This window comes from Paenibacillus sp. FSL L8-0470 (assembly GCF_038008625.1).
Taxonomy (GTDB): domain Bacteria; phylum Bacillota; class Bacilli; order Paenibacillales; family Paenibacillaceae; genus Paenibacillus_AQ.
Genome location: NZ_JBBOZM010000001.1, coordinates 2,295,830 through 2,320,060, shown reverse-complemented (window position 1 = coordinate 2,320,060; position 24,231 = coordinate 2,295,830). Strand labels below are relative to the sequence as shown.

Below are 24,231 nucleotides of genomic sequence, written 5' to 3'. Positions count from 1 at the left end.
TAACGAAACAGAGCGGAATCCGTCTAAGTAGACAGCTTCCGCTCTGTTTTCGTTTCCTAGGTTCATGCTATTCGTCTGGTACACATAGCAGCGCATAGACAGGTTTCTGTTACCTCCGGTAAAAGGTGAAGGTGCCATTTTTCATTTTCTTCTCAATCCATCTAAGCAGAAAAACCCGGTACAGCGGCCGGGTCAGCGGAAACACCAAAGAAAAGCCGATTAAATCCGTTACAAAGCCGGGCAGAATCAGCAGCAGACCGCCGAAAAAAATGCACAAGCCGTCCAGCATCGTCCGTCCGGGCACTTTGCCTTCCTGCATTTGTATTTTGCTGTCCTGCAGTACCTTTTTGCCTTCGAACCGCATCATGAGCAGTCCGATCACTGAAGTTGCCAGAATGAGCAGCAGCGTTTTGGGCGCTCCAAGATAACCAGCGACATAGATGAACCCGAATAATTCCACGGCCGGGATAATAAACAAGGCAGCCCACAGCCATTTGTTCCTGATCATACTGCTCCTCCTTCTTCTTCCCTGAGCGCCCCGGTTATCGCTTGATACAGCTCCGGCAGCGCCCGGTCCAGCCTTACCGGCTTCCAGTCCTTGTTCAGCCAGACATGACTGGTAGAACCGCTAACCAGAAGCTCACCCGGAAGAGTCTGGGCAGCAGTCAGCGCTGAAAGCGCTCCATGTTCCGCAGAACCTTCGCCGCCACGTTCCCCATCCTTCTCAATCCGGCGCACCTCATATTCATATACAACTCTCAAAGCTGAAAAAACCTTAAGCCGCGCATACACGGCGATAAGATCATCATATCGCGCCGGACTTTTAAATTGCAAATCTGCCGCAGTCACAGGAAGAAGCACTCCCATGTTCTCCAGTGAACGGTAGGCGAAGCCGAGCTCGCGGAACATCTCGGTGCGCCCGCTCTCGAACCAGCTTAAATAATTGGCGTGGTACACCACACCCATTTGATCGGTTTCCTGGTAACGCACGCGGAAAGCCGTGCTGTGCCAGCAGCTGGAAAGCACCCGATTACGTGATTCCATAACTTATGCTCCTTTCTGTATTTACTTGAGGAAGCGGCAGCTATACGCCAATTCCGCCCGAGGACATCGTCTTCGGAACGCTGCTCCTTGAGCTTTTGGCTACATAGAAGAGCAGTACCGCCCCTACGGCAGAACTTATCATGCAAGACACATTCATCAGCCCGACACCGCCCTGACTAAGCAGAAATCCATTCAGCAAATTGCCCAGAATTCCCGCAAAACCGGAAAATACGATATTGAAGACACTTTGGCCTGTTGCCTGCATCTCGGATGAAGTAATCTGCGACACGTATTCAACAGCAGCAATATAAAAGAGCCCGAATGACAGACCGTGCAGCACCTGCACGCCGATCATCACCGAAGGATGGGGAAAGGCCACCTGAATCCCCCAGCGCAGCACATAGATCAGCGCACCCAGCAGCAGCGTGCGCTCCCGTCCCAGCTTACGGATAACTTTTGAGGCATACAGCATGGAGGGGACGTTCGTCACAGAGGCAAGAAAAAGCGCAATTCCGGCATACCCTGTGGAGCCGCCGACAGATTGAAAGGCCACTACAAAATAAGTGCCGAAAGCTGTCATCGTCTGGTTCACCAGGAAGCTGCCGCCCAGAAAGGCCAGGAAGATGCGGTTGCCGAGCAATTTTTTGACCCCTTGAGCCAGCGATTGGCTCATCATATGATTCTCTTCCGCCTGTCTGGGCAAGGTCAAGGCAAAAATAACGGCAACTGAATTTAAGAGCAGGAACGGAAGCCATATCGTAGAGACTGAAAATCTCTCAACATACTGGCCACCGGCATAGGCCCCTACAGCCGCTCCTATGCTCATCATCAGCCGGATGCTGCCATAGGTGGATCCGGCTCTGTTCGCCGCCGCAATGGCGTAAGAATCGGCGATAGGGGCCTGTGTGGACGAGAAGATCGTGGACACCGTGTATACCAGCAGAAGAACAATGAAATATTCCGAACGGTAGAATACGGCCAGCACCGCCGGTACAGCCACACTTAGAATAAGTACAAGGCGCGCCTGGTTATACCTGTCGGAGATAAGACCCCATACAGGCTGAATACATATGGCAATAAGTGTTCCTACCGCCATCATCATACCAATTTGACTGACATCCATTCCGTTATACTTCAGCAACAGCGTCAGATAGGAACCAAACGAGCCGCCGGCAAGTCCCAGGAAGAGATAAAAGCCGCGCAGCTTCAGTAGTTTTTCCATTTGTGCTATATTTCCTCTCCAATCCTTTTTAACAGAATACCCAACCTTTACAAGACTACGCCGCATTAAATAGAGCAGAACCTAATAGAGGCGGTGAACAAGTGAGCACAGTTTATAAATTAAAGCGCGGTCGGCCTTGTCTCACGGACAAAACCAACAAAGGAAGAGCTCAAAGCACAGGCTTCGGCTGGACCTCCAGCAACTGGAGCGGATATGCCATCACAGGTAAAAAAGGAGCCTTCCGGAGAATCTCCGGCGAGTGGGTTGTCCCTTATGTCAAACCCTCTTCCAAAGCTAGCTATTCCTCGGCCTGGATTGGAATCGACGGCTTCAAAAACAGCAATCTGATTCAGACCGGCACCGCACATGAATCTATAAATGGAGTCGTCCGCTACTATCCCTGGTGGGAAATACTGCCGGCAATGGAGACGGTTATACATCTCCCGGTCTCTCCCGGAGACCGCATGCGGGCAACGATCGCCAAGATCAGCCGCGGAAAATGGCGTATAACCCTGCGGAATCTCAGCAAGAACTGGATTTTCCGCACCATACAGCATTACACCGGCCCGGAGTCCTCCGCTGAATGGATCATGGAAGCCCCTCAAGTCGGCGGAACTATAGGCGCGCTAGCCCGGGTAACACCCACAAGGTTCAGCCGCTGCACGATCAACGGCAAAAGCCCTAAGCTCACTCCAGCCGATGGAGGTATTATGGTGCAGAACAAAACCGCAGTTGCCGTCCCTTCAAGCCCCAATTCCGCCGGAGATACTTTTGTAGTTAAACGTGTATATCATAAGGGCTCGCCTCTCGTTAACACAAGAAACCCTATTCTCATACGTTCCTAGTGTTCATTTTGCCCGAAACTCTCAATCCAATATATACATTTGACCCTCGTATATCAAGCAAAAAAAAGCAATGGTGGAATCCACCATTGCTTTTTATGAATAGAACGATCTGCGTTATAGAAGACTCCTAAGCTTAGTCAGCTGGAATGGTGTCTACTTTCACAAGGTTTGTAGAACCGGAACGTCCCAGTGGGATACCCGCTGTAATTACAACAAGATCGCCTGCTTTAACCAGACCGGAATCTTTACCGCCTTTAAGGGCAGTTTGCAGCAATTCGTCTGTCGACGTAGCTTCTTTACCGAATACAGGAGTTACGCCCCATACGAGTGCCAATTGACGCATAGTTCTTTCTTGAGTAGTCACGGCAATAATTTGCGATTTAGGACGGTATTTGGAAACCACGCGTGCAGTGTGGCCAGTTACAGTCGAAGAAATGATAGCTTTAGCGTTCAGGTCCAGAGCGGAAATCGCTACGGATTGGCTGATCGCTTCAGTAACCGTTGTTTCTTGAGCAATTTGTTGCTTCATGAAAATTTCACGGTGGTTCAGGGCAGATTCAGCTTTCTCAGCAATGCGGGACATTGTGAGAACGGACTCTACCGGATATTTCCCGGCAGCAGTTTCACCGGACAGCATGATTGCATCTGTTCCGTCGAAGATAGCGTTCGCAACGTCACTTGCTTCAGCGCGGGTAGGACGCGGGTTGCGCTGCATAGAATCCAGCATTTGGGTAGCTGTGATTACCGGTTTGCCAGCAATGTTACATTTTTCGATCATCAGCTTTTGAGCCAAAGGCACATCTTCAGCAGGGATTTCCACACCAAGGTCGCCGCGGGCAACCATCAGGCCGTCGGAAGCTGCCAAAATTTCATCAAGGTTGTCAACACCTTGTTGGTTTTCGATTTTGGAGATGATTTGAATATGGGAAGCATTGTGCTTCTCAAGCAGTGCACGGATTTCCAGAACGTCGCTAGCTTTGCGAACGAAGGAAGCGGCGATAAAATCGATGTCCTGTCCGATCCCAAAAACGATATCGTTGGTGTCTTTTTCCGTAATACCCGGCAGGGAGATGGCAACTCCTGGTACGTTAACGCCTTTCTTGCTCTTGATCGTACCGCCGTTAACAATACGGGTCTTGATTTCTGTGCCTTGAATGTCGACAACGGTAAGTCCGATAAGGCCGTCATCGATCAGGATGGTCGAGCCTACTTGAACATCATTAGGCAGGTCGCTGTAAGTGATGGAGATACGGTTTTGGTCGCCAAGGATCTCTTCCGTAGTCAATGTCAGATACTCGTCCTGAACCAGTTCAATCGGTTCTACTTCCAGCTTGCCTGTGCGAATCTCCGGTCCTTTGGTGTCGAGCAGGATGGCAACAGTTTTGCCCAGTTCTTTAGATGCCTGACGGATCGTCTTGATCCGGTTGCCGTGCTCTTCAAAATCGCCGTGGGAGAAGTTCAGACGGGCCACATTCATACCAGCCAAGATCAATTTTTTGATATTCTCCAACGATTCACTAGCAGGACCGATCGTACATACAATTTTACTTTTCCGCATTAGGTTTTCCTCCGTTTTTTCGTTCTCTCTGTCTCACTTTTTCCAACTACAAAATCTACTATAAGGCTCTCTGTTTGTATAGGAACTTTATCACATGTACCTTTTACTGCGCCCTAATGAATATTACTGCAACTTGGACACAAAATCAATGTTATAGCCTTCTTTTGCTGTAAATTTAAGTCGAATACATGAAGTTTCAGGGCAAAATAAAAATAACCCTGCGAATGCCGCAGGATTATTTCAATGGTAATAAATGTTTATTTAGGCCAGTCCATATTTTGGACCTGCTGATAGTACTATATGTCTGAAAGTGCAAATGAAACCGGGAGTTTTACTCCACGTTCTGCACTTCTTCTTCCGGGTTAACGGCTTCCTGCTGGGCTTCGGAAAATTCGCCGATTTTGCGGAATTTGCGGTAGCGGTCTTCTTTAAGTTCCGCAAAATCAAAGCTCGACAGCTCCTGCAAATGGCGCCATATGGCATCCTTGAGCGCAGCGGCAGTAGACTCGTAATCACGGTGTGCGCCGCCCCGCGGTTCAGGAACAATTTCCTCAATCACTTCCATCTCCAGCAGATCGGCGGCTGTGATCTTCATCGCTTCTGCGGCTTGTTCCGCCTTCGAGGCATCCTTCCAGAGTATGGACGCCGCGCCGTTCGGGGAGATCGCTGAATAGATGGCATGCTCCAGCATCAGAACACGGTTACCTACAGCCATCGCCAACGCTCCGCCGCTTCCGCCTTCACCAATGATGATGCAGATAACCGGCACGCCAAGCTGAGACATCTCATACAGGCTGCTGGCAATCGCTTCGGACTGGCCTCTCTCCTCCGCCGTATTGCCAGGGTAAGCCCCTTTGGTATCGACAAAGGTAACGATCGGACGGCCAAACTTCTCCGCCTGCTTCATCAGGCGTATCGCCTTGCGGAAGCCTTCGGGATGCGCGCTGCCGAAGAAACGCAGAATGTTCTCCTTCGTATCCTTGCCGCGCTGCTGGCCGATCACGGTAACCGGGACGCCGTTGAGCTTGCCGATTCCGCCTACTACAGCCAGATCGTCGCCGTACAGACGGTCACCGTGCAGCTCAATAAAATCAGTAAAGATCAGCCCTATAAGATCAAGCGAAGTTGGACGTCCATGATGCCGGGCCAGATGCATCTTCTGTGAAGCAGAAATATCGGTATAAATTTCTTCCTCAAGTACGCGGTAACGTTCCTCAAGCCGGGCAATCTCATCGCTGAAATCAATACCCTTCTCTTCACCGAACTGCTTCAGTTCGGCAATCTTCTTACGCATTTCTACCAGAGGCATTTCAAAAGGCAACTCTCCCGCCAACCTATAAGCCCCCTTTCACGTCGTGCAAATCCAAAAGCTTGGTTAGCGTGGACCGTAATTCCTTGCGGTGTACGACCAGATCAAGCTGACCATGCTGAAGGTTGAATTCAGCAGTCTGAAAATCATCCGGAAGCTTCTGCCGGATGGTCTGCTCAATGACGATTCTTCCGGCAAAACCGAATACTGCTCCAGGCTCGGCAATAATAATATCGCCAAGACTGGCAAAACTGGCGGATACTCCGCCCGTTGTCGGGTCTGTTATGACAGAGATATAGAGCCCTCCTGCTTCGCCAAACCGGGCCAGCGCTGCGCTCGTCTTCGCCATCTGCATCAGACTGAGGATACTCTCCTGCATCCGTGCTCCGCCCGAAGTCGAAAAGATCAGCATCGGAAGCTTCTTCTCCGTAGCTTCTTCTACAGCCCGGGTAATCTTCTCTCCTACAACCGAGCCCATACTGCCGGTGAAGAACTCAAAATTCATCACGGCAACAATCACCGGATGACCGCCAATGGTTCCCTGGCCTGTAAGCACGGCTTCAACCTGTCCAGTTTTGGACTGCTGTTGTTCCAGCTTGGAGGCATAGCCCGGAAACTGCAGCGGGTCTACGGATGCCATTTCACTGTCGAACTCGATAAAGCCTTCCGGATCAAGGATCATTGCGATCCGTTCCGACGCGTTTAGCCGCATATGATAACCACACGAAGGGCATACTTTCAGATTCTTCTCCAGCTCCTTGCTGTACTGGATCGTTCCGCATTTGCTGCATTTGCTCATTAAGCCCTCGGGAATCTCCCGTTTGGGGCGTTCGCCTTCTACCGGTCCGCCGCTCCGCTCCAGACGTTCTGAAGGAATAGTCGCGTACTTCCGTTTTTTCTGAAATAAATCTTTGAACAAGGGTCGCACCTCTTCAGCCGTTTATTTGCGCATATAGCAGCTTGCCGCTGTCATGAATGCCATCTTGATGTCTATTCAGGGATGTAAAATTAGATTAAGGACTTCCTGCACTTCCTCCAGTTCTCCCGAAGGAACCAGAATCTCGAACTGCTGCTTGGACATATTGACCGGACGGCACTTTACCATAAATCCTTCTTCCGTAAGCTTGCTCTGAATCATATCCGCCACTCTGGCGGTTGGCGCAATATAGATTACCGTCCACATGCCCTGCAAAGCCTCCCTAATCTCAATTCCCAGCCGTATCCCGTATAATGGAATCATGATAACACAGTTTTCTTTTTTCCCGCAACAGGAGTAAGGCGCAGAAAGCAAGACCAGGGAGCATTATTCACCAAATAATGGGGGTTAATTATTCCGTACCGCTGACATGGGGATACACCTTGGCCCCTTCATGCCGGTGCGCAATTCTGGCGGATGCCGCCGCCGCAATTCCCGCGACAAGATCGTCCAGAAATACATGAATCCCCTGCTCATCATCATTCAGCTTGCCGATGATGCCGAGCTTTATTTTATCCAGATAGCCGAAACCTGTCAGCCCGATCATTCCGTATACACCGGTGATGCCAAGCGCCAGAGTCTCGTCCGCTCCGTAGAGTGATTCATCCGCCTCCATCACCGCCTGCAGAGGCTGCGGCAGCAGGCCTTTTTCAGCCAATTCATCCAGCGCAACACCTGTCATCAGCGTGTACTGCACCTCTCTTTTACCCAGCACCGATTTAACGCTCGATAAACACTCTTCTTTGGTTAAATCCGGATAATACGCCGACTGCAAAATATATACGATCTCAGCGATGGACGTTAGCGTGACTCCCCTGCGCTCCAGCAGCTCTTTTGCCATTTGATAGGACATGATGTGATTCCCCTTTCCGCACGGGACAGTTCCCTGTGGTTTCCTAATGTATGCAGAAAAAGGCGGAAATGTTCTTATTTTATTCGAACTGTACCTGCTCCAAGCATCCCCTCGATCGCTGCGAACAGCTCCTCAGACGGCTTGATCCGGTAGCCGTCGCTGAGCGCGAGCAGCCTCTGGTCACGCTCGTAGAACAGCAGGGTGGCTGCAGGGCCGGGATGGGTCTGCAGCAGCGCCTGCAGGCGCGAGAGCAGCGCCGGGTTCTCGGAGTCCGGCGTGATCTTGATAAAGACACGCTGGCCGCTCCCCGCTGCGCCGGAACTCCGGCCAGCGGACTCCACAGCGTCTGCGGCTGCAGGACGCTGGCCTGCCGGTCCCGGCGCTGCGGAGCGCGGGGCTTCCTGTCGCGCCGCTGCTTGCGCGGCAGCGGGCCTTGCGGGCGCAGGCGCGGTAACGCCGCCTGCGGTGCTGCGGGCGGCGCCAGGGCCGCCTGCGCCCGCCCGGGAGGCAGACGCACCTCCGGGCGCGCCTGCCGTCTGGGTGCGGCCCGCGGCGGACGCGCGGGCGGCAGCTGCGCTGCGGCGCTGCAGCAGGCTGCGAATCGTGTCGGCGCCAAGCGGCGCGACCTCTTCGGCCAGCAGCTTGAAGCCCTCGTCCTCCTGCTGCACCTTGGCGCGCAGGGCCAAGAGCGCACCCTTCTCGATCAGGCTGCGGCTCCGCTTCCACACCTCAGGAAACAGCACGACCTCGCAGCGCTCGATCTGGTCCTCCCATTCGACAAAAGCCATCGCTTTGCCGGATTTTGTCGTAATTTCCTTGAGCGACACCACCATGCCTGCCGTCACGATCTGGCTCTCATCCTCAGCCTCGCCGAGATCCATCAGCCGCTGCATGCCCGGCTCCTCCAGCAGCTCCGCGCTGTCGTCCAGCGGATGGCCGGACAGATACAGCCCGAGCAGCTCGCGTTCCAGCTCCAGCTGCTGGCCGATGGTAAATTTCGGGATATCCGGATAGCGGATTTCCCAGTTCGGCATTTCTATCAGGTCGTCGAACAGCTGGATCTGCAGCTCGTCACGCTCCTTTCGCCATTTCAGCGCGGCATCGACTGTCTCATCCAGCATCGCAAGCAGCTGCGCCCGGTGGCCTTGCAGACGGTCGAAAGCGCCGGCCTGCAGCAGCGATTCTATCACGCGCTTGTTGCAGACCCGGAGATCAACGCGGCGGCAGAAATCCAGCAGGCTGTCGAACGGCCGCTCCTTGCGGACGGCGATGATGTTCTCCACAGCCAGTGTGCCGACATTCTTGACCGCAGCCAGGCCAAAACGGATATGGCCGCTGCCTTCTCCCGGCACAGGCGTAAACAACACGCCGCTCTCGTTGACATCCGGCGGCAATACGCCGATGCCCGTGCGGCGGCATTCCAGTACATATTCAGCCACCTTGCGGTGTGTACCCATTACTGCTGTCAGCATCGCCGACATAAACTGCACAGGATAATGTGCCTTCAGATAGGCTGTCTGGAAGGCCAGCACGCCGTAAGCTGCGGCATGGGCGCGCGGGAAGCCGTAATCGGCAAACCGCACAATCATATCATAGACAGCGTTGGCATCGGTCTCCAGATAGCCCAGTTTCAAGCTGCCCTCTACGAAGTGACTCCGCTCTTTATCCAGTGTCTCGCGTTTCTTCTTCGACACCGCGCGGCGCAGCAGATCGGCTTCACCGAGCGAGAACCCGGCCATCCGTGAAGCGATTTGCATAATCTGTTCCTGATATACGATGATCCCGTAAGTATCGGCAAGGATCGGCGTCAGGTCGGCATGAGGATACTCCACTTCAATTTCGCCGTGCTTACCAGCAATAAACTTAGGAATAAACTCCATCGGACCCGGGCGGTACAGCGCCACCACGGAGACAATGTCCTCGAACCCTGAAGGCTTCAGATCCTTCAACACGCGTCTTACCCCCGCCGACTCCAATTGAAAGACGCCGGTCGTTTCACCTGCACCAAGCATCTCATAGGTTAGCGGATCATCGTCGGGAATGCTGCGGAAATCGGGTGTACTGCCGCTCATTTCCTTGATCCAGTTCATGCAGCGTTCAATAATCGACAAGGTCCGCAGCCCCAGAAAGTCCATCTTGAGCAGTCCGACACTCTCCAGATGCTCCATGGAGTACTGGGTGAGCGCGGTGCTCTCGTTGCCGGCCTGAAGCGGCACCGCATCGGTCAGCGGACCTTTGGAGATGACGACCCCTGCAGCATGCGTGGAAGCATGCCGGGGCATTCCCTCGACCTTCATCGCCATGTCCAGCAGACCTCTGGTCTTCGGATTGCCTTCATACAGCGCCTTAAGATCAGGGCTGCTCTCCAGCGCCCGGGCAATGCTAATGCCGAGCTGGCCGGGAATCAGCTTCGCAGCCTTGTCCACCTCGTTATAGGGCAGGTTCAGTGCCCGGCCTACGTCACGCACCGCCGCCCGCGCCGCCATCGTTCCGAAGGTGATGATCTGCGCCACATGCTCCTGGCCGTATTTATCAACGACATAAGCGATGACCTCATCGCGCCGCTCGTCGCTGAAGTCGATATCAATATCCGGCATCGTGATCCGCTCGGGATTCAGGAAACGCTCGAAGAGCAGATTGTACTTCAGCGGATCAACATCGGTAATCCGCAGACTGTACGCGGTCAGGCTTCCTGCGGAAGATCCGCGGCCCGGTCCGGTGGCAATGCCCTGCCGGTGGCAATAAGCGATAAAGTCCCAGACGATCAGAAAGTAATCGCTGAAGCCCATGCTCTCAATGACTCCCAGCTCATAGTCAAGCCGGTTCTCGGCTGTTGCCTTTTGCTCCGGCGAAGCCCACAGCGGTGTATCCGCATAACGCTCCTCCAGCCCGCTGCGGCACAGCTCACGCAAGTAAGCTGCCGCATCCAGCCCTTCCGGCAGCGGGGAATATTCCGGCAGAATATGACCCCCGAACGTCAGCTCCAGATTGCATTTCCCGGCAATGGCCTCGGTGTTGAGGATGGCTTCCGGCACATGCGGGAACAGTGCCGCCATTTGCTCGCCGCTTTTGAAAAAGAGCTGGTCTGTCCCGATCTTGAGCCGTTCCTCATCATCCACCGTCTTGCCGGTGCCGATACAGATCAGCACATCCTGTACCTCGGCATCCTCCTTGGCCAGATAGTGCACATCGTTCGTGGCGACCAGCGGAATATCACATTCGGCGGCAAGGGCGATCAGCTTCGGGTTCACCCGCTTTTGCTCCGGAATGCCATGATCCTGCAGCTCCAGATAGAAGTCCCCGCCAAAAATCTCTTTATATCTCAGCGCCGCCCGGCGCGCTTCGTCATCCCGCCCATGCAGCAGATGCTGCGGCACCTCGCCCCCCAGGCAGGCGCTGAGGCAGATGATGCCTTCAGCATGCGCGGCCAGGGATTCCATATCAATGCGGGGCTTGTAATGCTGGCCTTCCAGATGGCCGATCGAGATCAGCTTCATCAAATTTTTGTAGCCGGTTTCATCCTTGGCAAGCAGGATCAGGTGGTAGATCGGCTGATCCTTGCGGCTGCCCCGCTCACGCCGCGAGCCCGCAGTCAAATAAGCTTCACAGCCGATGATCGGCTTAATGCCATTAGCCTTGCAAGCTTTATAGAAGGGGATTGCCCCGTACATCACGCCATGATCGGTCAGCGCCAGCGATTTCATGCCGTATTCGCCGGCCCGGCGCACGAGATCGGTAATGCGCGCCGCCCCGTCCAGTAAACTGTATTCGCTGTGCACATGCAAATGCACGTAAGGGCTCATATCCCCACTTCCCTTCAGTCAACAATCAAAACATAAGATGAAACTATTTTATCATATTAGAGGGGGAACCGCCCATAGAATGGAGTAAGAGCACAAGGACAGGCTGAGCTGACGAACAGGCCTGGTCCGGAAAGGGGCCTTGTATGAACGTGTTTTTGAGCAAAGCCGTCCTAGACTTCTTTATTGCCTGCGGCATCGTACTGGGTGGAGCCATGCTGGGCGGGATCGGTGCGGTAGTCTCCCTGCAGCCGCCTACACAGACTATGCTGGATATCGCGGACCGGATTAAAATCTGGGCGCTTGCCGCCGCTGTCGGCGGAACGATTGACCCGATGCGGGTCATTGAGAGCAACATGCTGGGAGGCAACCTCTCCCCAGCCATCAAGCAAATTCTCTATCTAGTATTTGCCTTCCTGGGCGCTCATATGGGCAGCGAGCTGGTCAAATGGGTGTGCGGCAAGGGGTGATGCCGGAATGAGAATCCCCCCGTTCCACCGCTACCGCCGCTTCTCGCAGATTTCCGCCGTCTTTGTACTCGGTATGGTCGCAGGAGCTGTCGCGTACAACGCTATTTTTCACATGGGGTATAATGTGCTCTGGCTGAACAATCAGGATCTTCGTGTGCAGATCGAGCAATACCGGAAGGATATCCAGACACTCAAAAAATACAACAACACCTCTACCGTCATCCGGGAGATCAAGCTGCGCACAGAGGATAGCAAGGTCAAGGACGGCGCTGCGGCTCTGGACCCAGTAACTACCAAAGAAATTATCAGCAAAATGGTCTCCGACCTTGAACCGATGCGCGGACGCAGCATGTTCGAAATCGACACGGACGGCAAGCTGGCCCGGCTGCTTCTGGACGGTAAAATATACATCGTGCGCGAAAAGGAATATGCGGTTAAAATCCGCACCATGCTCGTCATGGAGGGAGTACTGCAAATCTGGGTGGAAATTAATCCGTATAAGCGCAGCTGAGGCCAATCATGCTACAATAGTGGACAGGTGATATACGGATACATCAGAGGCAAAACTATCATTTTCCACTACGTTGATAAAGGAGCTGCCTATCCATGATTCTGCTCATCAAGTACGTGCTGTTTGTCCTGCTGGTGATTTGTATGACCGGTGCCGCCTTATACAGCTTATCCTCGCGCAGAGCGCCAGATCCGATGGAGAAAGGCCGCAAGCGCGCTATTATGAATGTGCTGCTCGGCGCCATGCTGGTGACGCTGTCGCTGATGTCGATGTTCCTCTTCCGCGGTTCCACGGTCAATGTCATTGTGGAGGCGGTTTTCCTGGTGATCGGCGCCTTCAACATCTTCTCCGGACTGCGCAGCCACGGATACTACAGCCGGAACAGGAATGAAAATCATTTTACCCGCCAGTAGTCTGGCTGCATTACCGGCATCCTCAGCATCCTTAAGTGAAACCGGTGCTATCAGAAGACAACCGCTGTATCGTATATGCGTAAAAGACTATCCCGGCGGGATAGTCTTTTTGGTAGGATAAGAAGGTTCAGCCGTGGTCGATCGACTGCAGCATCAGCACCGCTTTGGCAACTATTGTGTCATTGTGGGAGATCTCAATTTCCAGCTTGCAGGTCCGGCGGCTGATCTCCAGCAGCCTCGGCAAGACGATAACCGAATGCTCAATCTGCACCGGGCGGATAAAATATGTTGACATATTGTCCAGCACGTAGTCGTTCCCGGTAATGTCCTTAGCCGCCTTGAATGCGGAAAGCGTCATCAGCGTGGATAACACACCTTCGGAGATGGTACCCAGATCGGTCGCCATTTGCGGTGTGATGAAGCCGTGGAAGAACAGCTTTCCTTCCTCGTCCCGCTCTTCGGCAAAGCCGTTCCAAATCAAGTGGTCGAAAGTCTCCCCGAGCTGCGGCTGATTGCTGACATCACGCAGGCTCTGCAGTACCTCCCGGCGGGTCAGCGAGCCCACAAGCTTGCGGTTGCGGTCCACGATGGGCAGGAAGTCAATGCCCTCCCACATCATGATTTGCGCCGCCGAGGCCAGCGACGTCTGCAGGGCAGCTGTGACAGGGCTGCGGATCATCGCCTTCTCGATGCTCTGCTCCTCGCTGAACTCCTCAACATCCCTGCGGCCGATGATGCCGATAACCCGGTTCCATTCATCCGTAACCGGGAAACGCAGTTCGCCGCTGGTCTGTGACAACATCCGCAACTCCCCGACGGTGCTTGTGACTTTCAGGGTGTTCAGCCGCGGCTTGTTATCCACGATATCTTCAACCAGCATGATCTTTTTCTTAATCAGCCTGTCAAATATGGCCCGGTTAATCATGGAGGCCACAGTAAACGTATCATGCCTTGAAGAGATCACCGGCAGGTCCAGCTCATCAGCAAGCGCTTTGACCTCACGGCTCGTCCCGAAGCCCCCCGTCACAAGCACGCCTGCACCCTGCTCCAGCGCAAGCGAATGCACATCATCACGGTTACCCACGATCAGCAGGCTGTCAGCATCGATATAACGGATCATAGCATCAACCTTCATCGCGCCGATGACATATTTATGGAGATGCTTATTCAGGCCGTTCACTCCGCCGAGCACATGTCCTTCCACAATATCCACTACATCCCCGAAGGTAAGCTGATCGGAAATATTCCGCGGCTTCTTCTCAACGCGGACAGTACCGATGCGCTCCTTCGTAATGACAATTCCGAGATTCTCGGCCTCTTTCACTGCACGGTAAGCGGTACCTTCACTGACCGCCATCTCCTTAGCCAGCTTACGGACGGAAATTTTGGTGCCAACCTTAAGGCCTTCAATGTGCTGGAGCAGCTGTTCATGTTTTGTAATGTTATCGCCTTGACCCTCCAACTGTTACACCCCCATAGCCCGATCTGTACTATTCTGTACCTATTATACACGGAGGCAACAGTGGAGTACAACAGTAACGGAAGCTTAGATTTGGCTATATCTGTGAACATATTGCTATACCGGAGCAAGTATGAAACACACTGCACCTCAGGCTTAAGCAACTGCACAATAACCCCTGCCCCCACCAAAGCGGCGGATGCAGGGGTTGTCCTGACTGCGGAAGAAATTCGGGAACGGGACTACTTTCGGTGGAATTACATCATCTTTCTGCCACACGGGACTCCTCATTCCATTTGCCCTGCCACTGCTCCAGCTTATGCTTGCGGACAGACTCCAGGCGCTTCTGTTTCTCTTCATCCACACCGATGATAAAATGCAAATGTGACGCTATCACCAGAAAGGCAAAAATGCACCAGACCACGCCGAACCCCAGCACCCAGCCAGGCCCGTTCTGAAAGGACAGCTTCGGCAGTGCATAGAGCAGCATAGCCAGTGCCGCCAGCATATACACACCATGCTTGAACTTGTTTCTTTTCTTCATTACAGACAGCTCCTTCTCTCTTAAAAGGTTATTCCATGGAATCTATATCTCTACTCTATGAACATGCAGCCGGAATTATGAGACAAGTTGCAAAAAACTTCCGGGAAGTAATCTACACTATAGCCTGCACCGTTCCGATATGAGATGATGTTAGCATTACAGGGAGGCGATTCTACATTGAATAACGCATTCAATCATACCGAGTACATAATCCGCAAAAAGGTTTTTTCCATTATGGGCGCTAAGCTGCACATCTACAACAGTTCGGAAGAGCTTGTGCTCTATTCGCAAATGAAAGCCTTCAAACTGAAAGAGGACATTGCACTGTTTACGGACGAGAGTATGGAAAAGGAGCTGCTGCGCATTAAAGCCCGCAGTGTAATCGACTTCAGCGCGACCTACGATGTGCATGACTCGGAGACCGGCGAACATATCGGGGCGCTCCGCCGCAAGGGGCTCAAATCGATCCTGAAGGATGAATGGATCATCCTGGATCAGCGGGATACCGAAATCGGGCTAATCAAAGAAAACAGCACACTTATGGCTCTCCTGCGGCGCTTTATCACACTCATTCCGCAAAAATATAACATTGAGCTTGGGAACACCGTCATTCCCGCCTTCCGGCAAAATTTCAACCCCTTCGTTACCAAAATCATCGCCGACTTCTCCGAGGACCGCAGCAGCCAGCTGGACCGCCGTCTCGGCCTGGCTGCCGGGATTCTGCTCTGTGCAGTGGAAGGCAAGCAGGAGTAAGCTTCACCGCTATAAATAACCAACAGGAGGGTGTCCTCTAGCCATTAGGCTAGGAGACACCCTCCTGTTGTTCATACATTGCAGCCACCCCTGGCAGCAGTGTGATTAGATACAGAATTATTGACCGCCGTACATTTGCGACAGGCTGTCGGTGATGATTTTGTTCACGTCCTCGATAACGACACTGAGACGGCGTTCCGCATCAAATAGGCGACGGATGCCCAGATTCAGATTCAGCACCTCGAACAGCTTCTCCATCTTCTCCATTTCTTCCTGTGGAGGCATCTCCCCGCTCATCATGCGCTGCTGCAGCTCAATCTGGTTCTGACGGAAGCTGTCGAGCATCCGTTTGCTTTCCGGATCGGCCTCAATTACCTTCATAGCACTGGAAATATCCGAAAACTCCGTACTTTCCTTAATGGCTCTCGCCAGTTCATGCGCCTTGTCAATTACGTTCATTATAATTCCTCCTAAAAGTTTTGTAAGCATCGCTTCCTGATTCAGCTTCGTTCAAAACTCGCTTCGCAAGCATCTGCTTAAGTTTTGTGAGCATCGCTTCCTGATTCAGCTTCGTTCAAAACTCGCTTCGAAAGCATCTGCCTAAGTTTTGTAAGCATCGCATCCTGATTTGCCTCGTTCAAATCCGGCACGGCTTTTTAAAGAATAGGTCAATCACCAAGGGTCAGATGTCTCCATATGATGAATGATATGTAACCCTTAAGATTCATATTGCCGGCATCATGCTGCCTACTGGAAGGAGATCCACGATGTCCAAATTCAAGATCCCGGTCCACTCGGTCCACTCGGGCATCCTGCAGGAAAACGCTGTAATGCTGGGCGAAAAATCCATGAAAAAGCTCAAAATACCCGCACACGGAACGATCCGGCTCACGTTCGGCTCTTTCCGGCAGGAGGTCACCGTCATTCCGGTTCCCAAAGCCGACAGTCTGCGCGTAAATGAAGCGCTGGCACGGAAACTCGGACTGCGGCAACGGCTCTCACTGAATGCTTCATACAGCTCCGGCAGCCGCACCTTGCGGCTCGGACCGTTGATTGGAGTTCTGGTGAGCCGGGACCATCCGGACCATCCCGAAAGGGTATTCGGCCCGATCACCCTGTTCTGCCGGGAGCTTACCAATGCCTGCCATGCACAAGGCGCCTATGTATATTTCTTTACCCCGGAAGGGCTGGAAACACGCAGCTCCTCCATTGAGGGCTGGGTATACGACGAGGGATGGCGGAAGCTGAGTCTGCCCATTGCCGATGTCATTAACAATCGGCTTACGACTCGAAAGGTGGAGAATAAACCTAGCGTACAGCATTTTTTGGCGGATGTAAAATCCCGCTACGGAACTCATTTCTTCAATGAAAAGTTCCTTGACAAGACAGAGGTGTTCGAAGCACTGGCACAGGATGCCGCCCTGCAGCGGTATTTGCCGGAATCGCATGCCTTAACCGGCTTCGCCGTATTAAAAAGAATGTGCAGCAGCTATCCCAGCGTCTTCCTGAAGCCGGTACGCGGTAGCCTTGGAAAAGGCATTCTCCGCATTTCCAAAGATGAGGGGGGCGGCTACCGGCTGTTATCCACAACACCGCTTGGCACGCGTAAACAAGTCTATCCGACCCTGGCGAAGCTATTTCAATCCATTGCGCCCAAGATGAAAACCACCCGCTACCAGATTCAGCAGGGACTCCCTCTACTAGAGCTTGGACGGCGTCCGGTAGATTTCCGGGCACTTGTGCAGAAGAACGGCACCGGCAAGTGGGGCGTCACCTCTATAGTTGCCCGTACCGCCGGAAGCAACCATTTTGTCTCCAATCTGGCGCGGGGCGGCACGCTCAGCACTGTCCGCGAGGCCATCGGCAAGAGCAGCCTCTCGTCCGGGACCAAAGAAAGCACACAGCTGCAGCTTCCACGGGCAGCCCTGGCGATAGCCAGGGGTGTGGAAACCTATATTCCCGCGCATTTCGGGGAGCTCGGTATTGACCTTGCCCTGGATCAGTCGGGGAAAATCTGGCTGCTGGAGGTCAACTCCAAACCGTCCAAAAACGACAACACGCCCCTCAGTGATGTGAAAATCAGACCGTCCGTCAAACAGATGATTCTATATTGCCGCTACTTGGCCGGGTTATAAGGAGGGCATTATGACAGAGACAGCAATGGGGTTCCTTGGCATCATGACGGGCCGCCGCCGCGGGAATCCTCCCATCGCGGAACCGGAGTTCTGCAGTCAGTTATGCCGGGTAGCCCCGCTGTATGATCTGCAGGTGCTTATCTTTCACCCGGAGGGAGTTGCAAGAGACGGCCAATCCATACGCGGCTATATCTGGAATGACGGACAGTGGCAGCCTACCCTGGCAGCTCCGCCCGACATTCTGTATAACCGTTGTCTATACTCAAGCCTGCAGGAAAAAAGATCCGCCGCTTCCGCCCTGGCTGCCTTATCCCGGTCGCTTCCGTGGTCGCGTGGTTTGCCTGATAAATGGAGCGTCTATGAAATTTTACGGCGCAGCCGCAGAGCTTCAGCATGGCTGCCCGAGACCAGACTTTACACCGGTACCGGTGATTTGGACACGATGCTTGCAGAAAGAGAGGACGGCGTTTTTCTGAAGCCAAGGTCCGGCACCCATGGCAAACGCACAATCCATGCGAAGCGCCTAAGCAATAACGAGGGCGGGCGCATAAGCTTAAGAGGTCGTGATGAGGCAAATGTCCCCTTTGAGAAAGGTTTCCGAACGCTGGACGAAGGTCTGAGCTGGATCCATGACTTTATCGGCCCGCGCCGCTATATTATACAACCTTACCTTCATCTGACCGGCAGCGGAGGACAGCCGTTCGACGTGCGTGTACTCATGCAGAAGAACGGCAGAGGCGTCTGGACGCTTACCGGCATGGCCGTCCGGTTGGGCAGCCGCGGTTCGCTGACCTCGAACCTCCATGGCGGGGGAACAGCGGTTCCCGCCAAGCCCTTCCTGCTTGCAGAATACGGCAAGACGGGAATCGGGCTTATGGAGGAGCTTGCAGCAGCATCGGCTTTACTGCCGCCGCTGCTGGAGGAATCATGCGGCAGGCTGGGAGAACTCGGCCTAGACTACGGTATTGATGAAGGCGGCAGGATCTATCTGCTTGAAGCCAATTCCAAACCAGGGCGCACGGTGTTCCGGTTGACGGGCGACCGCCGGGCTGCTAAGCTCGCCGCCGAGAACCCCCTGCGCTATGCGCGTCATCTGCTGCTGAATTCAGCAGCAAACCGCAAGCCATCTACGCGGCAGTTCCGTTACAAACGGGAGAATGATATCAACGGTTCCTAAGGAGGATTCATAAATGGGTCTCACTTTTTGCAATGTGCATTTCACCAAGCAGCCCCAAAGAGTTGTCTACGTCTCGGGTGAACTGATGAAAAGCCTGAAACTAACCGGCAAGAAAAATATCCGCCTGCGGCTCGGAAAAGATGCCATCCCGGCAACGATCAAACCGATCAAACGTGCCGGCAAGCATCTGTTCCTCGCCACTGGAGTAAAGAGTGCAATCAAAGTCCCCAAATCAGGCGGCGTCTATTTGCGCAACCTGCAGGATGAAGTACAGCTTGGACCGCTGGTCGGTGTATTGTCCGACGGCCCCGGGTCCTCGACGAGCCCCTTCGGGTCCCGCACCGGCTTTATTAAGCAGCTCCTGCGGGAAGGCAGCAACAGATGTTATATTTTCGCCTTCATGCCGCGTGACATCGACTGGCAGCAGGAGCAGGTGAACGGCTTCTTCCTGAATGCAAACGGCAAATTCGAACGCAAAGTAGTACCGCTTCCGGATGTCGTGTATAACCGTCTGCCCAGCCGCAGAGCCGAGGTGTCCCCCTATATCAACCAGCTGCGTGAACGGTTTGCTCGCAAGAGAATCCCGTATTTCAACTGGAGCTTTTTCAATAAATCAGATATCTACCGGCTGCTGGAAAATGACGGGGCGGCAAACCGCTATGTACCGGAAACGCACAGCAATCCAAATCCGGATAAAATGCGGGAGATGCTCGAACGGCATCACTTTGTCTACTACAAACCTTCCGCAGGCAGTCTTGGCCATGGAATCTACCGGCTCACTTACCTGCCGAAGAAAGGCTACTTCGCCCGGTACCGCAAGAGCGGTAAAAATGTGCTGCTGCGGTTTACCAACTTCGAAAGCCTAATGCGCATGCTGCGCGCCCGCCATGGCCAAAGCCTCAGTAATTATGTAGTGCAGCAGGGCATCCGCCTGATCGAAATTGACTCCTGCCCCATTGATTTCCGCTTCCATATGCATAAGAACGGCAGCAATCAATGGGTGGTTGTAGGCATCGGAGCCAAAAAAGCCGGCAGGGGCAGTGTGACCACCCATTTGAAGAACGGGGGCGCCCTGCTCACACCGCAACAGGCCCTGGGCCGCGTATTCGGCGCCAGAGCGGATGAAGTGCTGCAGCGGGCGAAAACAACCGCCGTCAGGCTGGCCGAGTCGCTGGAGACCCAGCATCACCATCTGCTTGGCGAAATCGGCTTTGACCTTGGAATTGACCAGGATGAAGATATCTGGATGTTCGAGGCTAACGCCAAACCGGGACGCTCGATCTTCCGCCATCCTTCCCTGCGCGCTGAGGGCAAAGCTTCCATTGAGCACATCCTGGAGCATTGTCTCTATCTCAGCAAATTCCGCAGGAGGGATGATCTGTGAACAGCCGAATCCCTGACCCCAGCAAACCCGTAATAGCTATACTAACGACCAGTGACAGAGTAAAGCAATTTCGCGGCAACCGCAATAACTTCCGCGACATTATCCGCACCGGCAGAGAAATGGGCTTTCTTGTGTACGTTGTGACTACGCGTGATTTAAAGCTGGAGGAGCGGACGGTGAACGGCTACGTCCCTTCCCCCAGCGGCAAGCTGTGGTACAGCATTCCTGTCCCGCTGCCGCAAGTCATTTATAACCGGATATCCAATCGTGAAGAAGAAGAAAAAGCACCAGTCGCCCGCAAAATTGCCGAGTGCCTGGGGCATGACCATATCAAGCTCTACAACCCGAGTTTTTTTAATAAATGGGATTTGTTTGAATGGCTGAAGGCATCGCGCGCAACCTCGAAGCATGTGCCCAAAACGAGACGGCTGCGCAGCGCAAACACCCTTATCGCCATGCTGAGTACTCATGACAGTCTCTACCTGAAGCCGGAAAGCGGCAAAGCCGGCAAGGGAATTATGCGGCTAAAATACCGTGAGGATGTAAGCCTGCCCTATAGGCTGCAGATACAGAGCGGCAAAAAGAACGCGACCTACAAAGCGGCCTCCATGGACCGCTTGTGGGCACGGGTCAGCAAGGAGAAAAAACAATCCCGTTATATTGTGCAGCAGGCCATTCAGCTCGCAACACACCACGGGCGGCCTTTTGATTTGCGGGTGCTCCTGCAAAAGAATAGCCGGGGAGCCTGGGCAGTGACCGGAGTCGGTGCAAGACTGGCTGGTGCCCGGAGCATAACAACCCATGTGCCGCGCGGCGGCAGTATTGAAGAACCGGCAACCATGCTGGAAGGAACCTTCGGTCCAGAAAGAGCCGCAGCTATTCTCAAGAATGTCCCCACCACCGCGCTGCTGATTGCCCGCCAGATTGAACGGGCCTCCGAAATGTTGCTGGGTGAGATGTCTATGGATCTTGGTGTCGATGAGGCCGGCGACCTGTGGTTCTTCGAGGCCAACTCGCGGCCGATGAAATTCGACGAACCGGCCATCCGCAAGCTGTCCCTGGAGCGGATTTTTCAGTACAGCCAGCATTTGGCCCGCATGAATAAGTAGAAACCTGTAAAGGAAGTGACACGCCATGCAGATATCCTCTATCTATGACAGCAGTCCGGGCCAGTGGAATTCCAGGTTGGCCGGGCTGCTGGAATTTTTGAGGGAGTACGGGGAGCAGCGGATTACGCTTCGTGCATGCAGGATGCTGGCCCGTCTGACTCCGGAGCAGCTTGCCGAGCCGGGCGTCTCCCTGCTTGTCGCCACCGTACGCGGTCAAAGCGGCCGTCAGCTGGCAGGCGTGAGCTTCGTATCCGGCTACGGCAAAGAAGCCTGTCTTGTTGCCGTCCATCCTCTATACCGGAATAGACATACCGGTACAGCCCTGCTGTCCGGGCAGCTGGAGCGGCTCGGCCGCCTGGAATGCAACGTCGCTACCGACAATACGGCAAGCCTGAAGATGTGCTTTAACAGCGGGCTTGCCGCTGTGGCATTGAAGAGCGGACCTAACGGCAAGCCCACGCTGCTGCTGCGGTCGCCCCAGAGCAGAGGCAGCGTGGAAATTTACCCACAAGAAGGTGAGCTCCTGTGCCAGAACCCGTCTTAGGCATCCTTACACTATACCTGAACGACGCCAAACAGCTTGAAGAGAAGAGTGTATACAGGAGGATGATTATTGAAGGCAGCCGCATTGGATTGGATGTCTTTGTGTTTACTCCTTCCGATGTGCATGTCAGCAAAGAACAGATTCACGCGCTTGTCTACGATGTTAAAAGCGGCAAATGGTCACGCAAATGGCGGCCATTCCCGAACATGATCTATGACCGCTGCCGGATCCAGCGCAGCTCCCGCTTTCAGCAGCTGCTCAGATTCCGCTCCCGCTATAGTCATCTTACCTTTCTGAACCGGCCGCTGCGCAACAAATGGACGGTCCACCAGACCTTTTCGCAGAAAAGCCGCTTCCGCCAGCATATGCCGGAAACTTTGCTATATCAGTCTTCCGCCGATCTGCACCGGATGCTGAAATTCAGCCCTGTCGTCTACGTCAAACCGATCAACGGCACCGGTGGACGCGGCATCCTGCGGATTGAACGGCAGCGGGACGGCAAGCAACTCTACGATATCCAGGGACGCCGCCAGAACCGGCAAATTATTGCCCCCCGCAAGGTGTCGCTCACCCGTCTGGAGTCCATTGTGCGCCAATGGTGCCTCGGCGGACGCTTCCTGGTCCAGCAGGGCATCCCGCTGCGCCTGCCCAGCGGGCGCTACCACGACTACCGCATGCTAGTGCAAAAGAACGGCCAAGGCGTGTGGGAGCTGACCGGCATGGCCGGCCGGGTGGGAGCAGCCCGCAGCGTAACGTCTAACCTTCACGGCGGCGGACATGCGGTACGTGCGGAGGTCCTGCTGAAGAAATGGCTCGGCAGCGAAGAAAAAGCGTCCAAAACCATGAAAACGGCTGAAAAGCTTGGGCTTGAAGCCGCCGCCTTCCTTGAGGACAGCTTCGGCGCCCTATGCGAGCTGGCGCTGGACCTCGCCATCGACCGTGAGGGAAAGATTTACGTGCTGGAGGTCAATCCCAAGCCTGCCCGCGAAGTCTTCGCCCGCTCCGGGGACAGCGCCACTTACCGCAAAGCGATGCTGCGCCCGCTGGAATATGCGATGTGGGTGTATAAGAACAAGAACACGCCGAGTCCGGTAAAGACAACTGAAGAGTAAATCTGTTACTCAAAGCCAAACAACCGCCTCTTCTGAATCACTCAGAGAGGCGGTTGTTTGGCTACCGTGCTGTGTCATCAAAACTATAGTATATGTATTGTTTTTTAGTTGTTTTTTGGGAATTTAAATATCCATAGTGCTACAACTAGAGCTAATTGTATTAACAAGTACGAAAAAGGAAACAGAATCATCAATTCAACAAAACCATCGTCAAATTTAAAATCAATAAAACCAGATCCAGTAACATTATTCCCTTGAATTTTATTAAGGAAAAACAGAATACTAATACTAGGAATAGTACTTATGCAAAACCAAATTAAATTATATTTTAACTTTTTTGTTACTAATGACATCATGCAAGTTACGTACAGTAGAATTATTAGAACAGAATAAACTATAAATATATGCCTTATCCCTTCTTCCTCCCACTTTCCTACTTTTAAATCCATAATATGAATAACAAATAAATGCAAAATCACAATAAATACCACTTGTGAGATTGCTCTTATTCTAGTAATAAATTTGTTTTTCAATTATCTTTACCTTCTTTTCTTATTTTGATGAGATAATATAAAGCCAAAATAAATTGGATTACTAAAATACTCCCAGGAAGCAAAATGAGCATTTCCACCTGATATTTTGGGAATAATTCAATAGAAACGACAACTGCATCCTCACTATCTCCACTACTTTGTATTCCTTTGAAAAATAACAAAAGTAAAGAATTAGGGAGTGTAGTAAACAGAAACCAGGTGACATGGTACTTTATCCTCTGAGTCCTTATAAACAAAAAGGAATTAATGAAACATAGAAATAGCGGCACAAAGTATACCTTAAATGAGAATTCTAATAATCCTGCCCCCCACCCTTCTATTCTTAGCTCAAGGAAATAGATCAAAATTAGATGTAATCCAACAACTATTAGTACATAAAGAATGGCTTGGAGTAATGTCTTTATCAATTTCTCCATTTGTCTCCCCTTTTAGGACGAAATTACATACAGATCATCCTAT

General features: G+C 53.0%; 25 protein-coding genes. 11 read left to right on the top strand and 14 right to left on the bottom strand.

The genetic code is table 11. The features are described from left to right. Positions 1–109: 109 nt before the first annotated feature. The 3 genes from NST99_RS10380 to NST99_RS10370 are packed head-to-tail and all read right to left on the bottom strand — an operon-like array spanning position 110 to position 2,266. Positions 110–508, bottom strand: a complete 399-nt coding sequence (locus NST99_RS10380) for an FxsA family protein (protein ID WP_341091462.1) — start codon at positions 506–508, stop codon at positions 110–112. Beyond that, positions 505–1,044, bottom strand: coding sequence for an acyl-CoA thioesterase (locus NST99_RS10375; RefSeq protein WP_341091461.1), 540 nt, complete (start codon positions 1,042–1,044; stop codon positions 505–507). Before NST99_RS10375 ends, NST99_RS10380 begins: the two co-directional genes overlap by 4 nt. Positions 1,045–1,084: 40 nt before the next feature. Beyond that, positions 1,085–2,266 carry an MFS transporter gene (locus NST99_RS10370; RefSeq protein ID WP_341091460.1) on the bottom strand — a complete coding sequence of 394 codons (1,182 nt, stop codon included), beginning with the start codon at positions 2,264–2,266 and terminating at the stop codon, positions 1,085–1,087. A 101-nt stretch (positions 2,267–2,367) separates the two neighbouring features. Here NST99_RS10370 and NST99_RS10365 point away from each other — a divergent pair, with 101 nt between their 5' ends. Continuing rightward, entirely contained in the window at positions 2,368–3,111 is a 744-nt protein-coding gene (locus NST99_RS10365) for a G1 family glutamic endopeptidase (protein WP_341091459.1), read from the top strand. 133 nt (positions 3,112–3,244) lie between these two features. Here NST99_RS10365 and pyk read toward each other — a convergent pair whose 3' ends face one another. The 6 genes from pyk to NST99_RS10335 form a co-directional block, all read right to left on the bottom strand. Then, positions 3,245–4,669: a pyruvate kinase gene (pyk, locus tag NST99_RS10360; protein WP_038588922.1), complete on the bottom strand. Its 1,425-nt coding sequence runs from the start codon at positions 4,667–4,669 to the stop codon at positions 3,245–3,247. Positions 4,670–5,000: 331 nt separating this feature from the next. Further along, complete coding sequence (locus tag NST99_RS10355; RefSeq protein ID WP_341091458.1) at positions 5,001–6,002, bottom strand: acetyl-CoA carboxylase carboxyltransferase subunit alpha; 1,002 nt, start codon at positions 6,000–6,002, stop codon at positions 5,001–5,003. Between the two features lies 1 nt (position 6,003). Next, positions 6,004–6,897: an acetyl-CoA carboxylase, carboxyltransferase subunit beta gene (accD, locus tag NST99_RS10350; RefSeq protein WP_076110665.1), complete on the bottom strand. Its 894-nt coding sequence runs from the start codon at positions 6,895–6,897 to the stop codon at positions 6,004–6,006. A 75-nt stretch (positions 6,898–6,972) separates the two neighbouring features. Then, positions 6,973–7,161 carry a hypothetical protein gene (locus tag NST99_RS10345; protein ID WP_038588919.1) on the bottom strand — a complete coding sequence of 63 codons (189 nt, stop codon included), beginning with the start codon at positions 7,159–7,161 and terminating at the stop codon, positions 6,973–6,975. 145 nt (positions 7,162–7,306) lie between these two features. Beyond that, a complete protein-coding gene (locus tag NST99_RS10340; RefSeq protein WP_341091457.1) occupies positions 7,307–7,807 on the bottom strand; it encodes a phosphatidylglycerophosphatase A family protein in 501 nt (166 codons plus the stop codon). A 74-nt stretch (positions 7,808–7,881) separates the two neighbouring features. Further along, on the bottom strand, positions 7,882–11,610 hold the full coding sequence (locus NST99_RS10335; protein ID WP_341091456.1) for a DNA polymerase III subunit alpha: 3,729 nt from the start codon (positions 11,608–11,610) through the stop codon (positions 7,882–7,884). Positions 11,611–11,753: 143 nt separating this feature from the next. On the opposite strand from NST99_RS10335, the gene NST99_RS10330 reads away from it, so the two are divergent. The 3 genes from NST99_RS10330 to NST99_RS10320 all read left to right on the top strand — a co-directional run bounded on the left by NST99_RS10330 (position 11,754) and on the right by NST99_RS10320 (position 13,001). Next, a complete protein-coding gene (locus tag NST99_RS10330; RefSeq protein WP_038588909.1) occupies positions 11,754–12,077 on the top strand; it encodes a YtrH family sporulation protein in 324 nt (107 codons plus the stop codon). A gap of 7 nt (positions 12,078–12,084) precedes the next feature. Continuing rightward, positions 12,085–12,588 carry a hypothetical protein gene (locus tag NST99_RS10325; protein WP_038588905.1) on the top strand — a complete coding sequence of 168 codons (504 nt, stop codon included), beginning with the start codon at positions 12,085–12,087 and terminating at the stop codon, positions 12,586–12,588. A 95-nt stretch (positions 12,589–12,683) separates the two neighbouring features. Next, a complete protein-coding gene (locus NST99_RS10320; RefSeq protein ID WP_341091454.1) occupies positions 12,684–13,001 on the top strand; it encodes a YtpI family protein in 318 nt (105 codons plus the stop codon). 127 nt (positions 13,002–13,128) lie between these two features. Here the strand turns inward: NST99_RS10320 and NST99_RS10315 are convergent, their stop codons facing one another. After that, complete coding sequence (locus tag NST99_RS10315) at positions 13,129–14,463, bottom strand: DRTGG domain-containing protein (protein ID WP_341091452.1); 1,335 nt, start codon at positions 14,461–14,463, stop codon at positions 13,129–13,131. Positions 14,464–14,722: 259 nt separating this feature from the next. After that, positions 14,723–15,004, bottom strand: a complete 282-nt coding sequence (locus NST99_RS10310) for a hypothetical protein (RefSeq protein ID WP_038588896.1) — start codon at positions 15,002–15,004, stop codon at positions 14,723–14,725. Positions 15,005–15,181: 177 nt separating this feature from the next. Between NST99_RS10310 and NST99_RS10305 the strand changes: the two genes are divergently transcribed. Next, positions 15,182–15,757 (top strand): hypothetical protein, encoded by a 576-nt coding sequence (locus NST99_RS10305; protein WP_341091451.1) that lies wholly within the window; start codon positions 15,182–15,184, stop codon positions 15,755–15,757. Positions 15,758–15,874: 117 nt separating this feature from the next. Here NST99_RS10305 and NST99_RS10300 read toward each other — a convergent pair whose 3' ends face one another. Next, entirely contained in the window at positions 15,875–16,216 is a 342-nt protein-coding gene (locus tag NST99_RS10300) for a YlbF family regulator (RefSeq protein WP_340899474.1), read from the bottom strand. Positions 16,217–16,524: 308 nt separating this feature from the next. On the opposite strand from NST99_RS10300, the gene NST99_RS10295 reads away from it, so the two are divergent. From NST99_RS10295 to NST99_RS10270, 6 genes are read left to right on the top strand one after another with little or no spacing between them, the layout of a single operon-like run. After that, positions 16,525–17,892 (top strand): YheC/YheD family endospore coat-associated protein, encoded by a 1,368-nt coding sequence (locus NST99_RS10295; RefSeq protein ID WP_341091450.1) that lies wholly within the window; start codon positions 16,525–16,527, stop codon positions 17,890–17,892. A 10-nt stretch (positions 17,893–17,902) separates the two neighbouring features. Continuing rightward, complete coding sequence (locus NST99_RS10290) at positions 17,903–19,069, top strand: YheC/YheD family endospore coat-associated protein (RefSeq protein WP_341091449.1); 1,167 nt, start codon at positions 17,903–17,905, stop codon at positions 19,067–19,069. Between the two features lie 13 nt (positions 19,070–19,082). After that, the gene (locus NST99_RS10285; protein WP_341091448.1) at positions 19,083–20,453 is read left to right on the top strand and encodes a YheC/YheD family endospore coat-associated protein; all 1,371 of its coding nucleotides are present in this window, start codon (positions 19,083–19,085) and stop codon (positions 20,451–20,453) included. Then, entirely contained in the window at positions 20,450–21,562 is a 1,113-nt protein-coding gene (locus tag NST99_RS10280; protein ID WP_341091447.1) for a YheC/YheD family endospore coat-associated protein, read from the top strand. Before NST99_RS10285 ends, NST99_RS10280 begins: the two co-directional genes overlap by 4 nt. Positions 21,563–21,587: 25 nt before the next feature. After that, positions 21,588–22,106 carry an N-acetyltransferase gene (locus NST99_RS10275; RefSeq protein ID WP_341091445.1) on the top strand — a complete coding sequence of 173 codons (519 nt, stop codon included), beginning with the start codon at positions 21,588–21,590 and terminating at the stop codon, positions 22,104–22,106. Then, positions 22,088–23,218, top strand: coding sequence for a YheC/YheD family endospore coat-associated protein (locus NST99_RS10270; RefSeq protein WP_341091443.1), 1,131 nt, complete (start codon positions 22,088–22,090; stop codon positions 23,216–23,218). Before NST99_RS10275 ends, NST99_RS10270 begins: the two co-directional genes overlap by 19 nt. 104 nt (positions 23,219–23,322) lie before the next feature. Here NST99_RS10270 and NST99_RS10265 read toward each other — a convergent pair whose 3' ends face one another. Together NST99_RS10265 and NST99_RS10260 are read right to left on the bottom strand one after the other, a co-directional pair. Further along, on the bottom strand, positions 23,323–23,751 hold the full coding sequence (locus tag NST99_RS10265) for a hypothetical protein (protein WP_341091442.1): 429 nt from the start codon (positions 23,749–23,751) through the stop codon (positions 23,323–23,325). Further along, positions 23,748–24,188: a hypothetical protein gene (locus tag NST99_RS10260; protein ID WP_341091441.1), complete on the bottom strand. Its 441-nt coding sequence runs from the start codon at positions 24,186–24,188 to the stop codon at positions 23,748–23,750. Before NST99_RS10260 ends, NST99_RS10265 begins: the two co-directional genes overlap by 4 nt. Positions 24,189–24,231: the final 43 nt, after the last annotated feature.